Annotated in this window: 14 protein-coding genes and 2 pseudogenes; 4 read left to right on the forward strand and 12 right to left on the reverse strand. The window is 66.4% G+C overall.

The genetic code is table 11. The features are described from left to right. Positions 1-65: 65 nt before the first annotated feature. The 4 genes from ACFWP5_RS26585 to ACFWP5_RS26600 all read right to left on the reverse strand — a co-directional run bounded on the left by ACFWP5_RS26585 (position 66) and on the right by ACFWP5_RS26600 (position 6,987). Complete coding sequence (locus tag ACFWP5_RS26585; protein ID WP_384161445.1) at positions 66-4,487, reverse strand: Tat pathway signal protein; 4,422 nt, start codon at positions 4,485-4,487, stop codon at positions 66-68. 139 nt (positions 4,488-4,626) lie between these two features. Beyond that, complete coding sequence (locus ACFWP5_RS26590) at positions 4,627-5,010, reverse strand: hypothetical protein (RefSeq protein WP_384161448.1); 384 nt, start codon at positions 5,008-5,010, stop codon at positions 4,627-4,629. Positions 5,011-5,141: 131 nt separating this feature from the next. Beyond that, positions 5,142-5,675 carry a hypothetical protein gene (locus ACFWP5_RS26595; RefSeq protein WP_384161450.1) on the reverse strand — a complete coding sequence of 178 codons (534 nt, stop codon included), beginning with the start codon at positions 5,673-5,675 and terminating at the stop codon, positions 5,142-5,144. Positions 5,676-6,747: 1,072 nt separating this feature from the next. Beyond that, positions 6,748-6,987, reverse strand: a complete 240-nt coding sequence (locus tag ACFWP5_RS26600; RefSeq protein WP_384161453.1) for a hypothetical protein — start codon at positions 6,985-6,987, stop codon at positions 6,748-6,750. Between the two features lie 256 nt (positions 6,988-7,243). Between ACFWP5_RS26600 and ACFWP5_RS26605 the strand changes: the two genes are divergently transcribed. Beyond that, a complete protein-coding gene (locus ACFWP5_RS26605) occupies positions 7,244-8,635 on the forward strand; it encodes a tyrosine-type recombinase/integrase (protein WP_384161456.1) in 1,392 nt (463 codons plus the stop codon). A 202-nt stretch (positions 8,636-8,837) separates the two neighbouring features. On the opposite strand, the gene ACFWP5_RS26610 is transcribed toward ACFWP5_RS26605, so the two are convergent. From ACFWP5_RS26610 to ACFWP5_RS26630, 5 genes and pseudogenes are all read right to left on the reverse strand, one after another. Continuing rightward, the gene (locus tag ACFWP5_RS26610) at positions 8,838-9,248 is read right to left on the reverse strand and encodes a type II toxin-antitoxin system VapC family toxin (protein WP_384161459.1); all 411 of its coding nucleotides are present in this window, start codon (positions 9,246-9,248) and stop codon (positions 8,838-8,840) included. Then, positions 9,245-9,526 carry a type II toxin-antitoxin system prevent-host-death family antitoxin gene (locus ACFWP5_RS26615; RefSeq protein WP_328829026.1) on the reverse strand — a complete coding sequence of 94 codons (282 nt, stop codon included), beginning with the start codon at positions 9,524-9,526 and terminating at the stop codon, positions 9,245-9,247. Before ACFWP5_RS26615 ends, ACFWP5_RS26610 begins: the two co-directional genes overlap by 4 nt. Before the next feature lie 68 nt (positions 9,527-9,594). Continuing rightward, positions 9,595-9,984 (reverse strand): DNA-binding protein, encoded by a 390-nt coding sequence (locus tag ACFWP5_RS26620; RefSeq protein ID WP_384161462.1) that lies wholly within the window; start codon positions 9,982-9,984, stop codon positions 9,595-9,597. 224 nt (positions 9,985-10,208) lie between these two features. Beyond that, on the reverse strand, positions 10,209-10,670 hold the full coding sequence (locus ACFWP5_RS26625) for a hypothetical protein (RefSeq protein ID WP_384161465.1): 462 nt from the start codon (positions 10,668-10,670) through the stop codon (positions 10,209-10,211). A gap of 120 nt (positions 10,671-10,790) precedes the next feature. Then, a pseudogene (locus tag ACFWP5_RS26630) lies at positions 10,791-11,048 on the reverse strand (transposase); the annotation flags it as partial. 73 nt (positions 11,049-11,121) lie between these two features. Between ACFWP5_RS26630 and ACFWP5_RS26635 the strand changes: the two are divergent. From ACFWP5_RS26635 to ACFWP5_RS26645, 3 genes and pseudogenes are all read left to right on the forward strand, one after another. Next, positions 11,122-11,466, forward strand: a pseudogene (locus ACFWP5_RS26635) (hypothetical protein); the annotation flags it as partial. A gap of 388 nt (positions 11,467-11,854) precedes the next feature. Then, on the forward strand, positions 11,855-12,400 hold the full coding sequence (locus tag ACFWP5_RS26640) for a MarR family winged helix-turn-helix transcriptional regulator (RefSeq protein WP_384161468.1): 546 nt from the start codon (positions 11,855-11,857) through the stop codon (positions 12,398-12,400). Continuing rightward, positions 12,393-13,241, forward strand: a complete 849-nt coding sequence (locus ACFWP5_RS26645; RefSeq protein WP_384161471.1) for an EamA family transporter — start codon at positions 12,393-12,395, stop codon at positions 13,239-13,241. Before ACFWP5_RS26640 ends, ACFWP5_RS26645 begins: the two co-directional genes overlap by 8 nt. Before the next feature lie 38 nt (positions 13,242-13,279). On the opposite strand, the gene ACFWP5_RS26650 is transcribed toward ACFWP5_RS26645, so the two are convergent. The 3 genes from ACFWP5_RS26650 to ACFWP5_RS26660 are packed head-to-tail and all read right to left on the reverse strand — an operon-like array spanning position 13,280 to position 17,622. Further along, on the reverse strand, positions 13,280-14,686 hold the full coding sequence (locus tag ACFWP5_RS26650) for a gamma-aminobutyraldehyde dehydrogenase (protein WP_384161534.1): 1,407 nt from the start codon (positions 14,684-14,686) through the stop codon (positions 13,280-13,282). 35 nt (positions 14,687-14,721) lie between these two features. Beyond that, on the reverse strand, positions 14,722-15,624 hold the full coding sequence (gene thpD, locus ACFWP5_RS26655) for an ectoine hydroxylase (RefSeq protein ID WP_384161474.1): 903 nt from the start codon (positions 15,622-15,624) through the stop codon (positions 14,722-14,724). An 18-nt stretch (positions 15,625-15,642) separates the two neighbouring features. After that, positions 15,643-17,622 carry a primary-amine oxidase gene (locus tag ACFWP5_RS26660; protein WP_384161477.1) on the reverse strand — a complete coding sequence of 660 codons (1,980 nt, stop codon included), beginning with the start codon at positions 17,620-17,622 and terminating at the stop codon, positions 15,643-15,645. Positions 17,623-17,662: the final 40 nt, after the last annotated feature.

Genomic DNA, 17,662 nt, shown 5'->3' on the forward strand with positions numbered 1-17,662 from the left:
ATTCCGGAACAGGGATCGGCCCGCTGGACACAGAGGTCCAGCGGGCCGATCCGGTGGGCTGTTTTCTAGCTGATGTTGCAGACGGATCTGATGTCGCAGCCTTCGAATCCAGTCTGGACGAAGTACGCATCATCGTCCAGGAGCCGGACGTCCGTAGTGAGCCGTCCGAGGTCGCCGCCCGCATCGGTGTTCTGTTGGGTCGGAACTGCGGCCCGGCCGCAGACCTCGTTCCAGGACGGCAGAGGGTAGTTGTTGTCCAGTTCCAGCATCCAGGAGCCATCGGTCTGCTTGGCAGCGTACAACTGGGCGCAGTACTTACCCGAGCTGAGTGTCATCCCGCCGCTCTCTTTTGACTTGGCGAAGGGATACTCGTCGCAGCTTGTTCCGTCCGCGTTCGGGTTCGGGTTCCATTCCGCCACGGCGAGTAGGCACATCTTGTTCTGGTTGTCCCTGGCCGTCGTGTCGTTGGCCAGGCGGTGCAGCGGATTGTTGTATTTCTCGCTGCCCGGGTGGGATGCCAGTTTCTCCATGAGCACCCAGTAGTAGGCGGCAGCAGCAGGGTATTTTTTCGTGTTCAGCAACAGTGTCGGGGTGTACTTCGGGAATACGCACCCCACGTTACGGCCCACCTTGTCGTCACACCGGATGTCGAAAGCGTTGTTGCTCCACTTCGGAACCGCCTCGACGACGGCCTCCGGTGTGGACCAACTGCTGTTCCAGGTGAAGTTGAGGAGATCCTCACCACCGGTGACCTTGTTCCACGAGTAGGTGTTGGTGCGCGTGGCGACGTGCGGGTCCCCTGCAGTCCATGTGGTGCTACCGGTCCAAGTGCCGTTGCTCTCGGTGCAGGCGGTGGTGGTCCAGCATTCTTCGTCGAACGAGGTCAGAGTGGTCGAGCTGATGCCCGTCATGTTGACCAGGGAGAGCTCGGTCCATGTGGTGAACTGATTCGTCTTGGGGTCGAGTTTGATCTCTTGGATGACTTTCATGGTCGCGTTGCCGACGGGAGCACCGTCGCGGGTCGCGGTCAGGACGAGAAGTCCGCGCAGACAGCCGTCCGTCCTTGTCTGCAGGGCAGCCCCGTTGACGTCCTGACACCATGTGACGGGACCCGTCGCAGCGGCGGTCAAGGCTTGCTCGGCGGCCTGTGACGACTTCACGCTTTTCGTGTTTGTCTCGTTCAGTGGCTTGTACCTGGCGCAGATGGTGGCGCCGTCGTTGCCGGTCGAGCACGATTCCTTGCCCGAGGTACCGCTGAGCGACGAGGACGTGAGCGACGAGGTGGCGCTGACTTCCTTCGCGTCCTGAGCGGCTACGAAGTCGATGTCGGGGGCGTTCGGGTCCGCTTCCGGGAACGTAATGGCGTTCAGGCCGTCGTAGTCGCCGGGTACGAACGCGACGGCGTCGTAGGCCACGTCCTTGTCGGCGGCGCCGTCCGACGTGGAGTTGGTCAGCTGTACCTCCGGTGCCTGGTTGTTGAAGTTGTAGGCGCCCAGGGAGACCCAGCTGTTGTTGTGGGTGTTCTGGTTGATGGTCTTGGTGACCGCCCCGAAGGGTGTGATGACCTTGTAGGTGGCGTTGGAGACCTGCGCGCCGGTGTCCGGGACGTGTACGAAGACCTCGGCTTGCCTACCGGAGATGGCGGAGTTCAGTTTCCAGTCGCCGAGGATGGTCATGCGTCCGCCGTCGCCGCCGAGGTGGTCGGTGTCGCGTGCGTGGGTGAACCAGAAGTGGCCGTTGTAGCCGCCGCCGATCTGGTGCAGGTCGGCCTTGGCGTCGTATTGGCCCAGTCCTGGTCCGGTCGCGTTCGGGTCGGGGTAGAAGGTGAACTGGAACGAGCCGTCGGTCGTGGTCGTTCCGCAGTCGCTCCAGGTGTTGGTGCCTGCGGGGACGGACTCGACGACCTTCGCGCCCGAGGGTGCGCCGGAGCATACGGGGGTGCCGTACTGCAGGCGGTAGCCGCGGCCGGGCTCATTGATCGGGGTCAGGTACTTGATGCGCTCGATACCGCAGCTGGCGGAGCAGTCGGACTTCCAGGTGGTGTTGGATTCGTGCCACCAGTACTGCGTGTAGCAGCCCGCGTCGGGGCAGTCGGGTGGGTTGGCGGTGTCGCAGTTGTTCTTGGTGTTGCAGAATGCGTCGAGTGGCGGCGAGACGTGCGCGCGGCGGTATTTCCCGCTGGCCGGGTCGATGACGCTCCCGGTGGTGCCGTTCCAGGTGGCAGGGTAGAAGCCGGCGGAGGAGAAGCCGGACTCGCCCGGCCAGTCCTGCCGGCCGGAGGTGGCGTAGGAGTAGCCCGCGTCCTGAGACCAGGCGGCCCAGCCCATCACCTTCTCCTCGTACGGCCAGTTCTGGGGATGAGCGGCGTCCTTGTTGGCCAGCGGGTCGAGGTCGGTGTTCATGAAGGCCAGCCGGGACGCGGGATAGACGGGGTTGGCGGGGTTGTTGAACCAGCCGAGCCCCCAGTTGCCGTTGGTGCCCTCGTCCGCCTTCTTGTTGAAGCCGAGGTTGTAGTTCCATACGGCGGTGAACCAGTTCTCGGGTTTGGCCGAGTCGTCGTTGTTCACCGCGATGGTCTGGCCGGACTCGTGCACCTCGTTCCATTTGTCGGCGAGGATGTAGAGCGAGGCAGCGATGTTGGTGGCGTAGTCGATGGCGATCGCACGCTGCGTGGCAACGTCGTGAGAGGTCTCGCCGTCCTTCTCGTGTCCGGCCAGGCGCATGCCGTCGGTGACCTGGCCGACGCCGTAGCCGCAGTCGGACTTGTTCCAGTTGATGGTCCAGAAGCTGTCGAGGGTGCCGCCGGTCTGGTGGCCGTAGAAGCCGTCGACGGCCGCGAGCGGGCTGCCCATCTGGCCGGGGATGGAACCGGATTCGGCCTGCCACAGGTTGGACTCCTGGGCGAGGATGCCCAGTTGGACCTGTGCGGGGATGCTTCCACCACCGTTCAGAGGGGGTTTGGGGAACATACCCTGTGGATCGATGGTGGAGATCCCGGTCTGTGATCGCCAGCCGCCCTGCGTGAGGTAGTTGGAGCGCAGTTTTCCCTGGACGGCCATGTCCACGGCCCACTCGACCTGGTTAGGCGTCGGCTGGAGGGCCTGGGTGGCGACGTCGTTGCGGGGCACGGAACACCAACGGTCGGTGTCCACAGGGTCGTTGGCCCTGGGGTCGGCGTCGGCCGTGGTCGCGGTGCTCATCGTCGATATCTGCGGCTTCGAGGAACCAGTCAGCGCCGGCGATGGCTTGCCGCCCGCGGTGGTGCCGGGCTCGGCGGCCTTCTGGCTTGTGTGCTTGCCCGTGCCCGGCACCGAGCCGGTGATGGTCAGGGCATGGCTGGTGCGGCCAGTGGTCGTCTCCGCCGCCGGTTCTTTGGTCGCGGTACCGGTGAAGCCGCGGCCGGCGTTCTTGATGGTGGCGACGCCTGACTGCACCGCCGGGGAGACGACCGGGTCGACGGCCAGGCGGCCACGCGTGGACAGGTCCGCGTCGGGGGAGACGGCCAGCGCCTTGATGCCGCTGGCCGCAAAGCCCTTGCCGTGGCTGGTCTTTCCGGTGAGATAGATGGTGCCGTCGGTGCCCTGGCGCAGGTTCATCTCGGTGAGCCTGCCGCTCGCGACAGTGGTTTTCCTGCCGTGCGCGTAGGTCTGCACGTTGGCTTCTGTGTTGCCGGTGCGGTCGATGTAGCCGACTGTTCCATCGTCGGCTACGCGGATGCCGTACGGGGCGTGTTTCGTGGCGGCGAGCTTGGTTGTCCTGCCCTTGTGGTCGACGTGGACGAGCCGGTTTCCGGCGGCACCGATCACACCGTCCTTGGTGGGGACAGCAGAGGTGATCTCACCCTCGGCGGTGGTGTCGGCGACCGTGGTGCCTTTGCTGTCCACCGTGATCAGGCGCGTTTTGCTGTCACGCAGCGCGGTGAAGACGGCGGTGTGCGTGGCCGGGCTGCACGTGGGGTCGAAGTAGGCCAGGGACGCGGTGAACGGGAGCTTGGTGACGCTTCCGTCGTCCAGGTTCACGATCGCGGTGAACGCGCCGCCCATCATCAGGTCGGGCTTGTTGGTGAAAGTGCGGGGAGCGTAGACGACAGCCGCGTGATGGTCGTCCATGACACAGCTGTTGCCGATCCAGGTGTCGGCCGGAAGCTGAGGCTCACTCAGGACGGCAGCCGTCCTCCAGGCGTAGCCGTCCTTGCTGTCCGCGACCAGGAGGTGCAGTCCGTCGCTGTCGGCTGCCGCCGTCACGGCCCGGTCGGCAGAGGTCTTCCAGCCTTTCCCGAGAACGGTGTCACGTTCCTTCAGCGGGACTGCCGACGCGGACTTCTTCTCCGGTGTGACGGCCGGTTTCTGCGCCGACTTCTTGGGCGGGTTCGGTATCGCTGCTTGTGCGGTGCTCGTGGTGAAGGTGGAAGCGATCAGCGCGGTTGCTGCGGTGATAACCAGTGCGGATGACTGTCTCCTCCTTCTTGCCCGTGTTGGATAGTGCATGATGTGCTGGTTGTCCTTCCAGTAAGTGGCCGGCCCGGCAAGGCAGTTGCTGGTTTCTGCGGAATGGGTCAGTAGTCACAGCACCGTGCGTCCACTGTCACGGTGTCGATCCGGACCGACGAAGTTCTCGCCCGCGCCTTCAGTAGGTTTCCAGCGCGTCGACGTAGATCTTCGGTTGCTGCGGAATGGGTCCGAGGTGTGGTCCGCCTACCGTGCTGGCGTGGCTCTTGACGCCGTGGGCCGGCACGCCTTCGATGCGGAACTTGTTTGAGGCGACCCAGTCGACACCGTCGCCGACGCTGACATCGATGTCGTAATTGACGGGCTTGCCAGTGTCGTTGTGGACTGTGACGGTCGTGAAGATGCCGTCATCCTCCGGCGTGGCATCCACTTCTGTGTTGCCGTAGTACAGGACTCTGGTCTTTCCGTTCTGTGAGAACGAGGCCGTCGGCTCCGGGTCCTGCGGTGGTTCGCTGGACGCGGCCGAGGGCCATGGCGTGCTCGGCTGCGCGGGGTCCGTCACCGGGTGCTTAACGCCAGGGATTCCGCTGTTCTCGGTTCCGCCAAGGCACCCGCCAGTCAGAAGCGCCAGGGCGAGGACGATGCTCCCCCGGACGAAGACGGGTCCGCGGGATCGTACGTGTGGCAGTGGCGTCAGTCGCATGTGCCGACACTGAGGTAGTTGTCGACGTCGACCTTGCCGCTCGACTCCTCCATGTAGGAGTACGCCTTACCGCAGTAACCCTTGTTCTGGTAGACGGGGCCGGCGTACGAGGAATAGGCGCCGAAGTCCTCAGTGTCCGCGGTGGCGGTGTAGTTGTCCGCCAGACGGACGCCCATGTACCGGGTGGAGCCGAGGTCGTTGAAGAACACGGCGCAGATGGGGCGGTCGTAGAGGTGGTTGGTCCCGCTGTAGGTGTTGTTCCACCAGGTGTAGGCGGTGCCGTAGGTCCCGTAGCGGGCGGCGCCGGTGGAGACGGTGTAGCCCGAGCCACACACGTTCGCGGCCGCGGCCGCCGCGACGGCGTTGGACTCCAGGATCTCCTTGGTGCCCTCCGGCGCATTCGCCGCCATGGCCAGGCCCTTGCCCTGCCCGCCGGCGAACTGCACCGTCTCCAACGGTGTGTTCGCGCCCGACTCAGCCGCCGAAGCGTACGGCGCGGCCGTCATGAAGCCCAGCACGGCCACGGCAGCAACACACACACACGTAATGCAGTTCTCAATTTCACTCCTCGGATTAGGCATGACCATGTCATGCCGATTTCGGTTCTGTCGTACAAGAAGGCATCAAGATGGGAAGCGGGCGACCGGTGCGGCACGCAAATACGCGTTTAAGTTAGCCGGGATTTCATCAGGTCGTGCAGAATTTCCATACGCATCGGAACCCTGCAAACCTCTGGAATTCCCCACGGTTCCACTGCAATTCAGGCTTTGCAGCCCTTGCGCCAGAAGCCGGGTATGCCCCTTGCTCCCGACCTCGGCAGTTCAAGGGGTTCAGGGCTGGGGCGCCCCGCGATCCGATTATCAGCCGACCGCCGGCCACGGCATCGATGCGCGCGGCGACATTCCTGCGTCACCGGTCACGGGGCAAGAACGGCCCTTAAGGGCTTGGCTGACTGTGCGACTGAGACCAGGAAAAACCTGTTGAACTCAGCACGCGACAACGAATTCGCCGTTCGGCAGCGCAGACCCGCATGACTTCCCCCTCTGTTGAGCACTTTATGCTCGTAACCGCGGGAAGATCCGGATTCAAGAACACCGGACTGTACGTGCCCCCACGCCTCGCGGTCAGCAAGAGCCTATATCAGGCTCAGGGATTGCGAGAAGGGCTCCGGGATCGCAGGGTCCCGGTTTGCTGGGGAATGCTGTCACCGACAGTTTCACGCCATGCCTGGTTTCACTCTGTATGCGGCATGTTCCCCGTTTGCTGACTTTCTTGCGGGCTGTCGGATTCAAGTTGGCGAATCTCAGCCACTCATGCGCATGCCCGCAGGCCCGATTGCACATTCCCAGAGGTCTGGACCAGAAGGCGGCGGACCCCTTTAGCTGGCGAAGTGTTGGGGTATTGCATGGGCAGGTCGCCACCCGTGCCAGGCTTGTGATTTTCAGCCGAACCGTGCGCCGGGCCGAGGTGGAACGTCTCTGCTGTGGCGTGAGCAGAGAGTAGCCGATGCGAGAATGTGGTCTTGCTCATACTCGGCAGTTGTAGTTCTTGATCGTCATCGTGGTGTCATGTGGTCGCGTCGGCGGTGATGTCATTTCAGCGCTGGTGGCAGGCTTGCGTGGTGGCTCGATGACGGCGTCGCCAGGCGGACCAGTTCAGCAGTTGGTCGGTGTTGTGGCGGAGCGGGGGCAGGGTGGTTGCCCGCAGGACGGTCAGCAGCTCGCGTGTGCTGACCGGGGTGAGGCCGAGGGCTGTGGTGCGGGTGCGGTTGAAGCCCCAACGGTTGTCGAGCGGTTGAGTGCGTTCAGGGTCTGTCGCGTGGTTCTCGCCATGCATCCCCCCACGGTGTCCGTGCCCCGGCTGGCCGGGAACGGTAGTTCGGCACATCGGGGCGCATGCAAGTGCGCATAGCGCGCCAAGGGCCGCAACCGGCCACACCGGGACCGGATATGACCAGTGGCGACGCAAGCCGGGCTGAACGTCTGACAGTCCGCGCTCGTCAACCGGATGCTGCCCGAGTGCCCTCTTGCGAGGGGATGTTGGAGTGGGTGTGCCGGGCAGTCATGCTCCCGCCGATCAGAAGGAGGCGGGTATGGACCTGAACGAGTACCACGGTGCTGCACCTCTTCCAGAGCAGCCTGCGGACCGATCCCCGGTGCAGCCGCATGGTGGTGGACGGCCGGACGGCGGCAGCGCGGTCGCGGGCTTGGCGGGCGAGTTCGGTGCGGAGCTGGTGCGGGCCATCCGCGTGGGACTGGCCGAGGTGAGCAGCTCCGGCCAGGGGTCCCGGGGGCCGTCGCAGCTGAGCTGGTACGACTTTGCGGCCGAGTACGCGCGGGCGCACTGGCCGGGTCGGGCGGCGAAGACCCGGGACGAGGTCAGCGACGCGCTGACCACCGTCACGCAGGCGATGCTGTGGGACCTTCCGGGCCGGCCGACCGGACAGCTGCTGCGCCGCGCTCTGCGGCACTGGGCGTTCGTCGTGCCCGGGCCGGGACGGGGGGAGATGCCGGCGCAGGACCGGTTGGTGCTGCAGTGGGTGGCGAAGGCGTCCAGGCCCCTGGTGGACCTGAGTGATCCGGTACTGGCGCGGGATGTGCTGGAGTCGCTGCGCCGCAAGCTGGACGGCGGTGAGGCGGCGGTGGAGACGATGCGCCGCAAGCGCAAGGTGCTGGTGCACGCGCTCCACTACGCAGTGGAGCGTGGCGAGTTGGGCAGCCACCCGTTGAACAGGGTCCGCTGGCGGGTGCCCAAGCCGGCGGTCACGGTGGACCCGCGGGTGGTGGCCAACCCTTACCAGGCACGGGATCTGCTGGACGCCGTCTCCTACGTGGGCGGCTACCGGCGGGCCCGCGGCCGTCGGCTGGTCGGGTTCTTCGCCGGCATGTACTACGCGGGTCTGCGTCCGGAGGAGGCGGTCGCGGTGGCGCTGCCGGACTGCCGCCTGCCCCGCACCGGTTGGGGGCGGTTGATCCTGCACCGTACCCGGCCGCAGGCGGGCAAGCGCTGGACCGACAGCGGCGAGTTCCACGACGAGCGCGGGCTGAAGAACCGCCCGCCGGGGGAAACGCGGGTGGTGCCGCTGCCTCCGCATCTGGTGGCCCTGTGGCGCGAGCATGTCGCGACGTTCGGCACGGCCGACGACGGTCGGTTGTTCTTCACCGAACAGGGGCGGGTCATCAGCTACGGCACCTACCACCGGGTCTGGCACGAGAGCCGCGACCTTGCCCTGCCGCCCGCTCTCACCGGCACTCCGCTCGCGAAACGGCCTTACGACCTGCGGCACTCGGCGCTGTCCACGTGGCTGTGCGCGGGTGCGGACCCGGCAGAGGTAGCCCAGCGGGCCGGCAACAGCGTCGAGGTCCTGCTGAGCCGGTACGCGAAGTGCCTGTACGACCGGCAGTCCATCAACAACCTGCGCATCGAAGGGCTGTTGAGCGAGTACGACCAGCCACGCGAGCCCGGCGAGCCGGACGAGGAGTAGCCCTTCCTCTCTTCCGGATGCGCAGTGCCGGATGCCGGAGTGGTGCCGAACAGACGAGTTCTGCCCGTTGGATCAGGGTGCGCCCGACGGTCTGTAACGGCTTTTGGTTGGCTACTGCCGCCGGTCGTGCCCCGCGTTGGTCAAACCCCTCCTGCAGAAGGGCTTGCCGGGCCTGTTGGGCGGGCGAGGTGCTCCGGCTCCGTCACGCCGGTGCGAGGTGCGGCAGTCCGAGTGCTGTGACGGCGTCCGTCAGCTCTTTGTCGTAGGTGACGAAGCCGTCCAGTTCCCGGTGCAGAGGGGCGGCTGTTGCCAGGTGAATGGCGTCCAGGGTGCCGAGTCTTTGCACTTCGAAGCCGGCGGCGCGGGCCAGGACGTCGTCGCCGAGGATGATCTGGTCAATCCCGGTGAGCGTGTTGCCGACCAGGAACGGCACGCGCTGCCGGTCGACACCGGCTCGCCGGAACGTGCGCGCGATCTCCACCCCGGCCAGCTGGGAGGTCACCAGGCGGCCGTCGACGCCCAGCGCTGACCGCCAGCTGCGAAGCGCCTGCGTCTCTGCCTGCTGCTGCACGAACTTCAGCAGAGCGCAGGTGTCCATGTAATAGATGCTCAACGCGTGCGCTCCCGGTCGCGCTCGGCGATCAGCGCATCCGACAGTGAAGGCAGCTCGGCCAGATCGCTGATCAGCTCGGGCAGCGCGCCCGGATTCACTGCACGACGCACCTGGCCGGTCGCCATCAGCTGGTCCAGGGCCGACGTGGGCTCTTCGGCGGGTGACATGCGGATGACAGGCTTGCCGTGCTCAGTCACGACGAGCGTCTCACCAGCGCGAACCCTCGCTGTGACTTTCGACGGATGGTGGTTCAGCTCTCCCAGCGGAATAGTCTCCATGACATAAAGGTACACAAATAATGTGCACAATGGGAGGTCGAAGTGAGGTAGGTCTTCTGTGTTCACGCTCAGATCTTGATCGCAGCGACCTGCCCGCCGCAGAGTGCCGTCAGGTCCTCGGGATCGGAAGTGAGGATCGTAACGGGGCCGGGAGCGGCGGGCATGGCGTACCTGTGGCCGTGCAGGCCGGTGCCGGCGAGGAGAGTGGCAGCGTGGCGGGCGATGGGCTCGGTGACTGGCTCGACGACGAGTCGGGAAGGGGTCCACTTCAGGGCCGGGCGGTTGATCCGCGGGTGGACGACTTCCACCAGGGTGGCTGCGGAGGTGATCACTCGTAGATCGTCGGCTCGGGCCAGGGCGAGCCAGGCGGTGACGGTCCGGTCGCGCAGGACGGCCTTGGCCAGTCCCTCGCTGTCCAGCACCAGGGTGCCGCCAGGGACGGCGGGAGAACGGCTCACGCGGCGTTCGCTCCGCCCGCCCCCTCGGCGTAGCGGGCCTGGTGGAGCTGGTCACGCAGGGCCGGCCTGCACGATCCGATCCTCAAGAGATATCCACAAACAGGGGCAAATCTCACCCCACCTCGTCACCCTCGTCCGAGCAGGCGCCAGCTTCGGACACAGCCAGCTCGTCGAGCGTTCCGACGACGAGTCAGGAGGTGACTCTCGAACCGCGTTGGCTGTCGTCACTCGATCCAACGGGCAGCGGCCTCGTAGGTCCTGGCTGGGGTGCTGTTGAACGCGATAGCCGCATCGGGTGCGTGCCGCCGGACCAGGTTGATTACCTGCTCAAGGAGTCCAACCTGATCGTCTGAGTGCCGCAGGCCACCGCCGACGGTGACGCACTCCCACGGATGTGCTCGCAGCGCGTTCCCGACAACCGTTTCCACGTCGTCACTTCCGTCGAGACCGATCAGGCAGGTCTCGACGCCCACGCCGTGTTCGGCGAACTTGGCCAGTCCCGCCTCGATCGCCGTGGCTACCGGCTTGGGATCCCACGGTCCGGGCACCCGATACGGATCAAGCCCGATGACCAGGACTCGGGGTGAAGCAGTGGTGTCCATGTCGGGACGATACGCGTCGAACGCCCCGGTCAGAAGGTGATGCTCAAGTCGCGCGTATTCCGGCGCCTTGATCCGCTGCACCACGTGGCGGGACGCCACCGAGCACCACACGGCAAATCGGCTCGACGCCGAACACCTTCTTGGACTGGTCGATGAACGCTACGAGCGCTTCGACGGCCGGTCGAAATCGACTGACGCGAAGAAAGCCGACTTCAAGATCTCGTTGGCCCGCCGCAGTTGGGCGTTCTCGGCCCGCAGTCGCTTGATCTCCGCGGCTTCCTCCGGGGTGGTGCCGGGCCGCTGGCCGGCGTCCGCCTGCGCTTTGCTGACCCAGGTCCGCACCGTCTCAGCTGCTCCGATGCCCAGCTTGGCTGCGACTGCCTTCATTGCGGCCCACTCGGTCGGGTAGTTCGGGCGGATCTCCGCGACCAGGCGCACCGCACGCTCACGAAGCTCGGGCAGGCAGGGGGACGGACGTGCCGTGACGCGATCCTCTCAGCGAACCGAGTCTCCATAAGACTCGGAGCGCTTCACCGACCGACTAGTGGACTCCGGCTACACCTACGACGCCATCGGCCGCACCACTACGGCTCCCGGCACCACACTGGCCTACTACGCCAACGACCTGGTGCGCCAGCAGACCGCAGACACCCAGCGGCAGACCTGGACCCTCGGCTCCCAACTGCGATTCCGCGGCTGGACCGTGGAATCCAACTCCTCCGGCAGCTGGGCGCAGACCCAGTCCAAGGTCAATCACTACAGCTCAGACGCGGACACCCCGCGCTGGACCGTGGAGGACACCGCCACCGCAGCGCTCACCCGCAACATCAACGGATTTGACGGGCAACTGGTAGCTACGACCGCCAAGACCGGCTCGACCTCTCGACCCGAACTCAGGTAACCACAGCACGTGGTGCCACGGAGGCGACGCCTGGCTCGTTCCGCCGTTCCAATTGGCCATTACGTGGTTCTGACCGCAATTCCGTGAAAGAGCTTCGGATCCGTCGGCCCGGGGCAACACGCTCCTATTTCGCGGCCGAAGGGCTGCGGCGCCGAGAGGGAAGAGCACGATCATCCGCGGAAACGCGGGCAGAGCCAATGACGTGATCGTCGACAGTGGTGTCAGGATCAGTCGCGTCGGCGCCCCTGGGAGCGGACGCCCCTTCGGGTTCGGTGCCCCCATGCAACGTTGACAAAACCCGGTGAGTCGCCTCAATGAATCCGCGAAGAGAGGGTTTCCACCACGTCAGCAGGGTTACGCATGAGTCATGCATGATGAATCTCGTACAGCGAATCTTTTGGGGGCCGCTGCGCTGGCCCTCAGTGACGCGGTGGTAGCCGAAGCGACCAGAGCTGCCGGCACCAGTTCAAGCGGGGCTGCCGCGCTGGTGGTGCTGTCCACCACCTCCGGCTTGAGCGTCACCGAGCTTGGGCGGCGGGTGGGACTGAGCCAATCCGCGGCGGCCCGCATGGTCGGGGGCCTGGAGAAACAGGGGCTGATACGCAAAGAAGCGAGCTGGGGAGGGTGGGTCCGTCTCCAGCTCAGCGATCTGGGCGCGCAGGCGGCGCACACCCTCCTCGCTTCCCGGGGCGACGTGCTGCGGCAGGCCCTGAGCCGCCTCGACGATCAAGAGCAGGAGCAGCTCGGCGAGTTACTGAGCAAGCTCCTGACGGGTTTGTACCGACAGCCCGGTGACGCCGAACGCATCTGCCGGCTGTGCGACCGGTGCGCATGCGTCCGGGACAGCGCGATCTGTCCGGTGGGCCAGGCGGACGGGGACCACCGCGTGAGCAACGAGCGTGACCATGGGTGAACTGCTCGCGCTGCTGTCCGCTCTGTGTTTCGGTGTCACGCACTTCGTCAACGGGCTGGTGTCGCGCAGACACAACGGGCTGACCGTGGCATTCCATGCCCAACTGGGCGGCACCGTTCTGGGGTTGCTCCTGGCCCTGTTCCTGCACGCCGGGTCCGCAACGGTCGGGGACTACGGGTGGGGCGCGCTGTCGGGGGTGGGGACTGGAGTGGGTGTGGCCTTCCTGTACCGGGCGATGTCGCAGGGGGCGATGAGCGTGGTCGTCCCGGTCAGCGATGTCGGGGCCGTGGCTCTTCCGGTCGTGGTCGGGGTGTGTTTCCTGGGGGAACGTCCGGCGCTTCCCGCGTGGGTGGGGATCGCCGCTGTCCTTCCGGCGCTGTGGCTGGTCTCGCAGGCTTCGCCGGGTCCCGACGACAAGCGGCACGGCGCGGTGTCCGCGGGGGTGCCCAGTGCCCTGGTCGCCAGCGTGGGGTTCGGCGTGCAGTTCCTGGCCATGGCGCAGGTGGGCAAAGACAGCGGCCTGTGGCCGGTGGTGCTGAGCCGTGTGGTCTCCGTCGCGGTCATCGCCGCGGTCGTGAGTTCCTACGGTGCCGGCTGGAGGCTGACGGGACGGGCATGGGCGGCGACGGTGGCGGCCGGCGCCCTGGGCACACTCGCGATCGTGCTGTACCTGGAGGCCACCAGACAACAGCTCATGGCCGTCGCCACCGTGCTCGCCGCCCTCTATCCCGCCATTCCCGTCCTCCTCGCCCTCGTGCTCCTGAAGGAGCGCCTGAACCGCCATCAGGCGGCCGGACTGGCCTGCGCGGCACTCGCCATCGGTCTCATCGCGCTGCGCTGAACCCGCCGGCCCGCAGTCTCAGGGGCCGGCGGATGTGTCTACGACCCGAGGTAGGTCATGACGTGCTTGATGCGGGTGTAGTCCTCCAGACTGTAGGACGAGAGGTCCTTGCCGTAGCCGGAGTGCTTGAACCCGCCGTGCGGCATCTCGGCGGCGACCGGGATGTGACAGTTGATCCAGACACAGCCCGCGTCGATCCTCCGGGCCATGGTCATCGCGCGTTTGTGGTCCCGCGTCCAGACCGAGGACGCGAGGCCGTAGCGCACACCGTTGGCGAGGCGGAGGGCTTCTTCGTCGCCGCTCGACGGCTGGACGGTGATGACGGGACCGAAGATCTCCTCCTGGATGGCCCGGTCCTCCTGTCGCAGGCCCGTCACCACGGTGGGCTGATGGAAGTAGCCCCGGTCGGGCAGGCTCCCATCCCCGGCGATCACCTGGGCGTGCGCGGGAAGCTCCCGGAGATGTTCCTGGACCCTGGAGAGCTGCGCGGCGCTGTTCAGCGGGCCGAAGAAGACGGTCGGGTCCTCGGGGGGACCGGTGGTGAGAGCTTTGGCTTCCCGTGTGAGCGCTGCCACGAACTCGTCGTGCACGGACTGGTCCACGATGACGCGGCAGGCCGACGCGCAATCCTGTCCGGCGTTGAAGAGGGCCGCCTGGGCAATGCCCTGGGCCGCCTGGTCCAGATCGGCGTCGGCGGCGACCACGACCGGTGCTTTACCGCCCAGCTCCAGATGAAGGCGTTTGACGTCCAGGGCTGCGGTCCCGGCGACCTCGGTTCCGGCGCGGACGCTTCCGGTGACCGACACCATGGCCGGCACAGGATGCCGGACCAGTCGGCGCCCAGTCTCCCGGGTTCCGCAGATGACGTTGAACACGCCGTCGGGCAGGAACTCGGCGGCCAGTTCCGCGAGCATCAACGTCGTCAGAGGTGTGGTGTCGGACGGCTTCAATACCACTGTGTTGCCCGCCGCCACGGCGGGAGCGAACTTCCACACGGCCATCATCAAGGGGTAGTTCCACGGCGTGACCTGGGCACATACTCCGAGCGGCTCGCGGCGCACGAACGACGTGTGCTCCGCGATGTACTCCCCGGCGGACTTGCCCTCAAGGAAGCGCGCGGCGCCCGCGAAGAACCGGATCTGGTCGATCATCGGGCCCATTTCCTCGGCCGCCGTGACATGCAGAGGCTTGCCTGTATGGATCGCCTCCGCGCGGACGAACTCGTCGGCACGGTGCTCCAGGGCGTCGGCTATACGCATCAGGCTGAGCTGGCGCTGCGCCGGAGCCGTGTCCCGCCACGTCTCGAACGCGGTGTGTGCGGTGCTGCAGGCGAGATCGACGTCCGCGTCTCCGGACACGGGTGCGCTGCCGGTGACCTGGCCGGTCGCGGGGTCGGTCAGGTCGAGTGACTCCTCGGACATAGCCTGGCAGTGGCGTCCGCCCATGAAATTCTGCAGTGTTTTGTGCTCAGTCACCGTCTTCACCTCGGCACGGGCGTGAAATCACGGCTGGCGATGTGCGGCGGCCGTGGGGCGGGGGCACCGAAGGGGGTGCCGAGGACGTTGTCGACGCTGTTGAAGACGATGAAGATGTTGGACCTCGGATAGGGCGTGATATTGCCGTTCGATCCGTGCATGCAGTTGGAGTCGAAGAAGGTGGCGGACCCGGGAGGCCCGGTGAACTGCTCGATGCCGCCCGCCTGGTGCGCAAGTTGGCTCACCGAGTCCTGGTCCGGCATCCCGACGGCCACCGAGTTTGTGCGCAGGGAGTTGCGGTGGTGGTCGTGCGGTGTCCTGCCCACGCACGGCACGAAGGTGCGGTGGGAACCAGGAATGATCATCAGGCTGCCGTTGTAGGGGTAGTTCTCGGTGAGGGCGATGGAGACGCTGACCGCACGCGGCGCCGGCATGCCGTCCTCCGCATGCCACGTCTCGAAGTCGGAGTGCCAGTAGAAGGGGCCTCCGCCGAAGCCTGGCTTGTAATTGACCCGGCTCTGGTGGACGTACACCTCGGAGCCGAGCATCTGCCGGGCCAGGCCGGCCACCCGCGGATCAGCGGTCAGGCGGGCGAAGATCTCGCTGGTGCGGTGCACCTCGAAGACCGAGCGGACCTCCTGCGACTTCTCCTCGATGACGGTGCGCTCGTCCTCGTTCAGGACGGCGTGGGCGGCGAGACGCGCGGCTTCTCCCTGGAGGGCCTCGACCTCCTGCGGGGTGAGCAGAGACTGTTCCGTGTGATAGCCGAGCCGGTCGAAGGCGTCCAGCCGGTCGGCTGCGAGTGGGCCGTCTGCGGCCGTGCCCCAGGCCGTCGGGTCTTCACGCGCTTGGGCGGGGGCTGGGGAGAGCAGACGAGTGGGGTAACGGTCCGTCAGAGTGGTGCTCATGATGCCGGTGCCTTTCGTCTAGAAGGGGTTCTGGTCGTGGCAGGCCGTGGTGCTGCCGCATCCGTCCGGAGCGGGCACGTCCAGGGCGGGATTGCCGTCGAAGAATCCGTTGGGCCGCAGGGCGAAGCCGGTGCTCACCACGGGCATGGCGGGCCAGTCCTCGGGGCGCACGACGTGGTGCTCACCGAACGTGTGCCACACCACCACGTCGGTGTCGGCCAGCGGCCGGTCCTGTTGCACGAAGGCGGGCAGTCCCTCGCCGCCGCGGCTCTGGTTGGGGTAGTCGCCGGCCGCGTAGAACTGTGTGGGGTCGTACGCGGTCACCCACAGGTGTCCGTAGCAGAAGCGTGCCCGCTCCCATGCCTGGCTGCCCTCGGGCTGCATCGGCAGAAGACCCGAGCTGGGCACCAGCTTGTAGCCCACGGGTTCCCCCAGGCCGTTGCGCTGCTGCGGATTGACGATGTTCCAGAATCGGCCGGTGGCGGCGTGTGCGGTGCGCTGCTGTGCCTGCTGCTCGGATTCCAGCAGCCGGTGCCGGGTGCGCCAGGCATTGGCGTGCGGGTTGCGCTCGTCGACGGGAAGGGCCACGGAGTCGACCTCGTAGACCGAGTTGCGCGGGCCGTCGATGGCCATGTCGAGACGCATGGAGAAGAAGTGCTGGTGATGGGGGCCGTAGAGACCGGGGGCGATGGCCGTGCCGTACGGCGGGCACTCCCCCGTGAAGGCGCCGGTGGAGACCATGCCGGTGAGCTTGACCTCGAACTTGATCGTTCCGTCGAGGTAGAGGTACCAGAAGTAGCCGTACTGGTAGTTGCCCAGGACGGCGAAGGAGGAGATGACCAGTCGCCGCTGACGCCTGGTCACCACCTTGCCGGTGCGGAAGTCGGTGTGCTTCCAGGCGATGTTCATGTCCTCTTCGTGCATGCACACGGCATTGGGCAGCGTCATGGGTTCGCCGTCCTGGTCGTGCACCACGGCGTCGAAGTAGTGGATCTCGCCCAGGCAGTCGCAGCCCAGTTCCAGGGCGTTGACCATGAATCCGGCACCGTATTCGCCCTCGTCGAAGGCGTTCTTGCGGTAGTGGGTGAAGCCCGGGTCTCCGTAGGGGGTGTACATCTCGGCCAGCGAGGCGCGGTGCAGGACCGACCGGGTCCGGCCCTGGTCCTGGTACCCGACCTGGTGCAGTACGAGTCCCTCGCGCACGGTGAAGCCGATGCGGAAGTGCCACTTCTGCCACTCCACCGCGTAGCCGTCCACGGTGAAGCTCGGCCCCTCGGGCTGCGTGATGTCGATCGGTTTGAGGTCTCGGCGCTCTTCCACCACCGTCGGCCAGTTGCTGTCGGGAGTGCGCACTGCCGGGTCGTAGTTGCCCGACAGTGGCGGCAGCGGCACGGTCCCCTTGTCGGTCACCTCAAGCACTTCCATGCTGTCGAGGTCGATCAGCGCCACGAGGTTCTCCACGGGGCGGGCGTATCCGTTGTCCCCTGGATGGGCGCGTACATAGGTCAGCGGGCAGGCCAGCCGGCGCCCGGAGGCATCGTCCAGTTCCCCGGTGTACCCGGTGGGCCAGGCATCCACCATGGCCAGGGAGAAGTCCTCCACCCCGCGGCGTCGCATCGCCTGCTGCCAGCGGGCATCGGAGCGCACAGCGGCATCGCACTGGGCAAATTCCTCTTCGGTGACGGCTGTCTGCACGCCCGGCAGGTACCGCCAGTCGATGACTTTCGCCGCGTCCAGGGAGACGACGGCTTCGTAGGACCGGCGCTGCTTTCGGTCGCGCAGCACCAGGAAGACCTCCCGGGGGAGAGCCTCCTGACCGTCATAGTGCAGCAGGCGCTGCTTGTCCGGTTCCTGGAGAGAGATCATCACGAAGCGGGTATCGGCGGTGAACTCCTGCTGGGTCTTCACCACCTTCACCGCTTGCCGGATCTCCTGCGGAGTCAGTGGGGCCAGCGGGTGGGGGACGGTGGACGTCTCGCGGGTCGACATTGTGGTCATAGGCCCTCCGTGAGCCAGGGGCAGTCGGTGTCGGGAAGTC

Source organism: Streptomyces sp. NPDC058469 (assembly GCF_042721125.1).
In the GTDB taxonomy this organism is placed as follows: Bacteria; Actinomycetota; Actinomycetes; order Streptomycetales; family Streptomycetaceae; genus Streptomyces.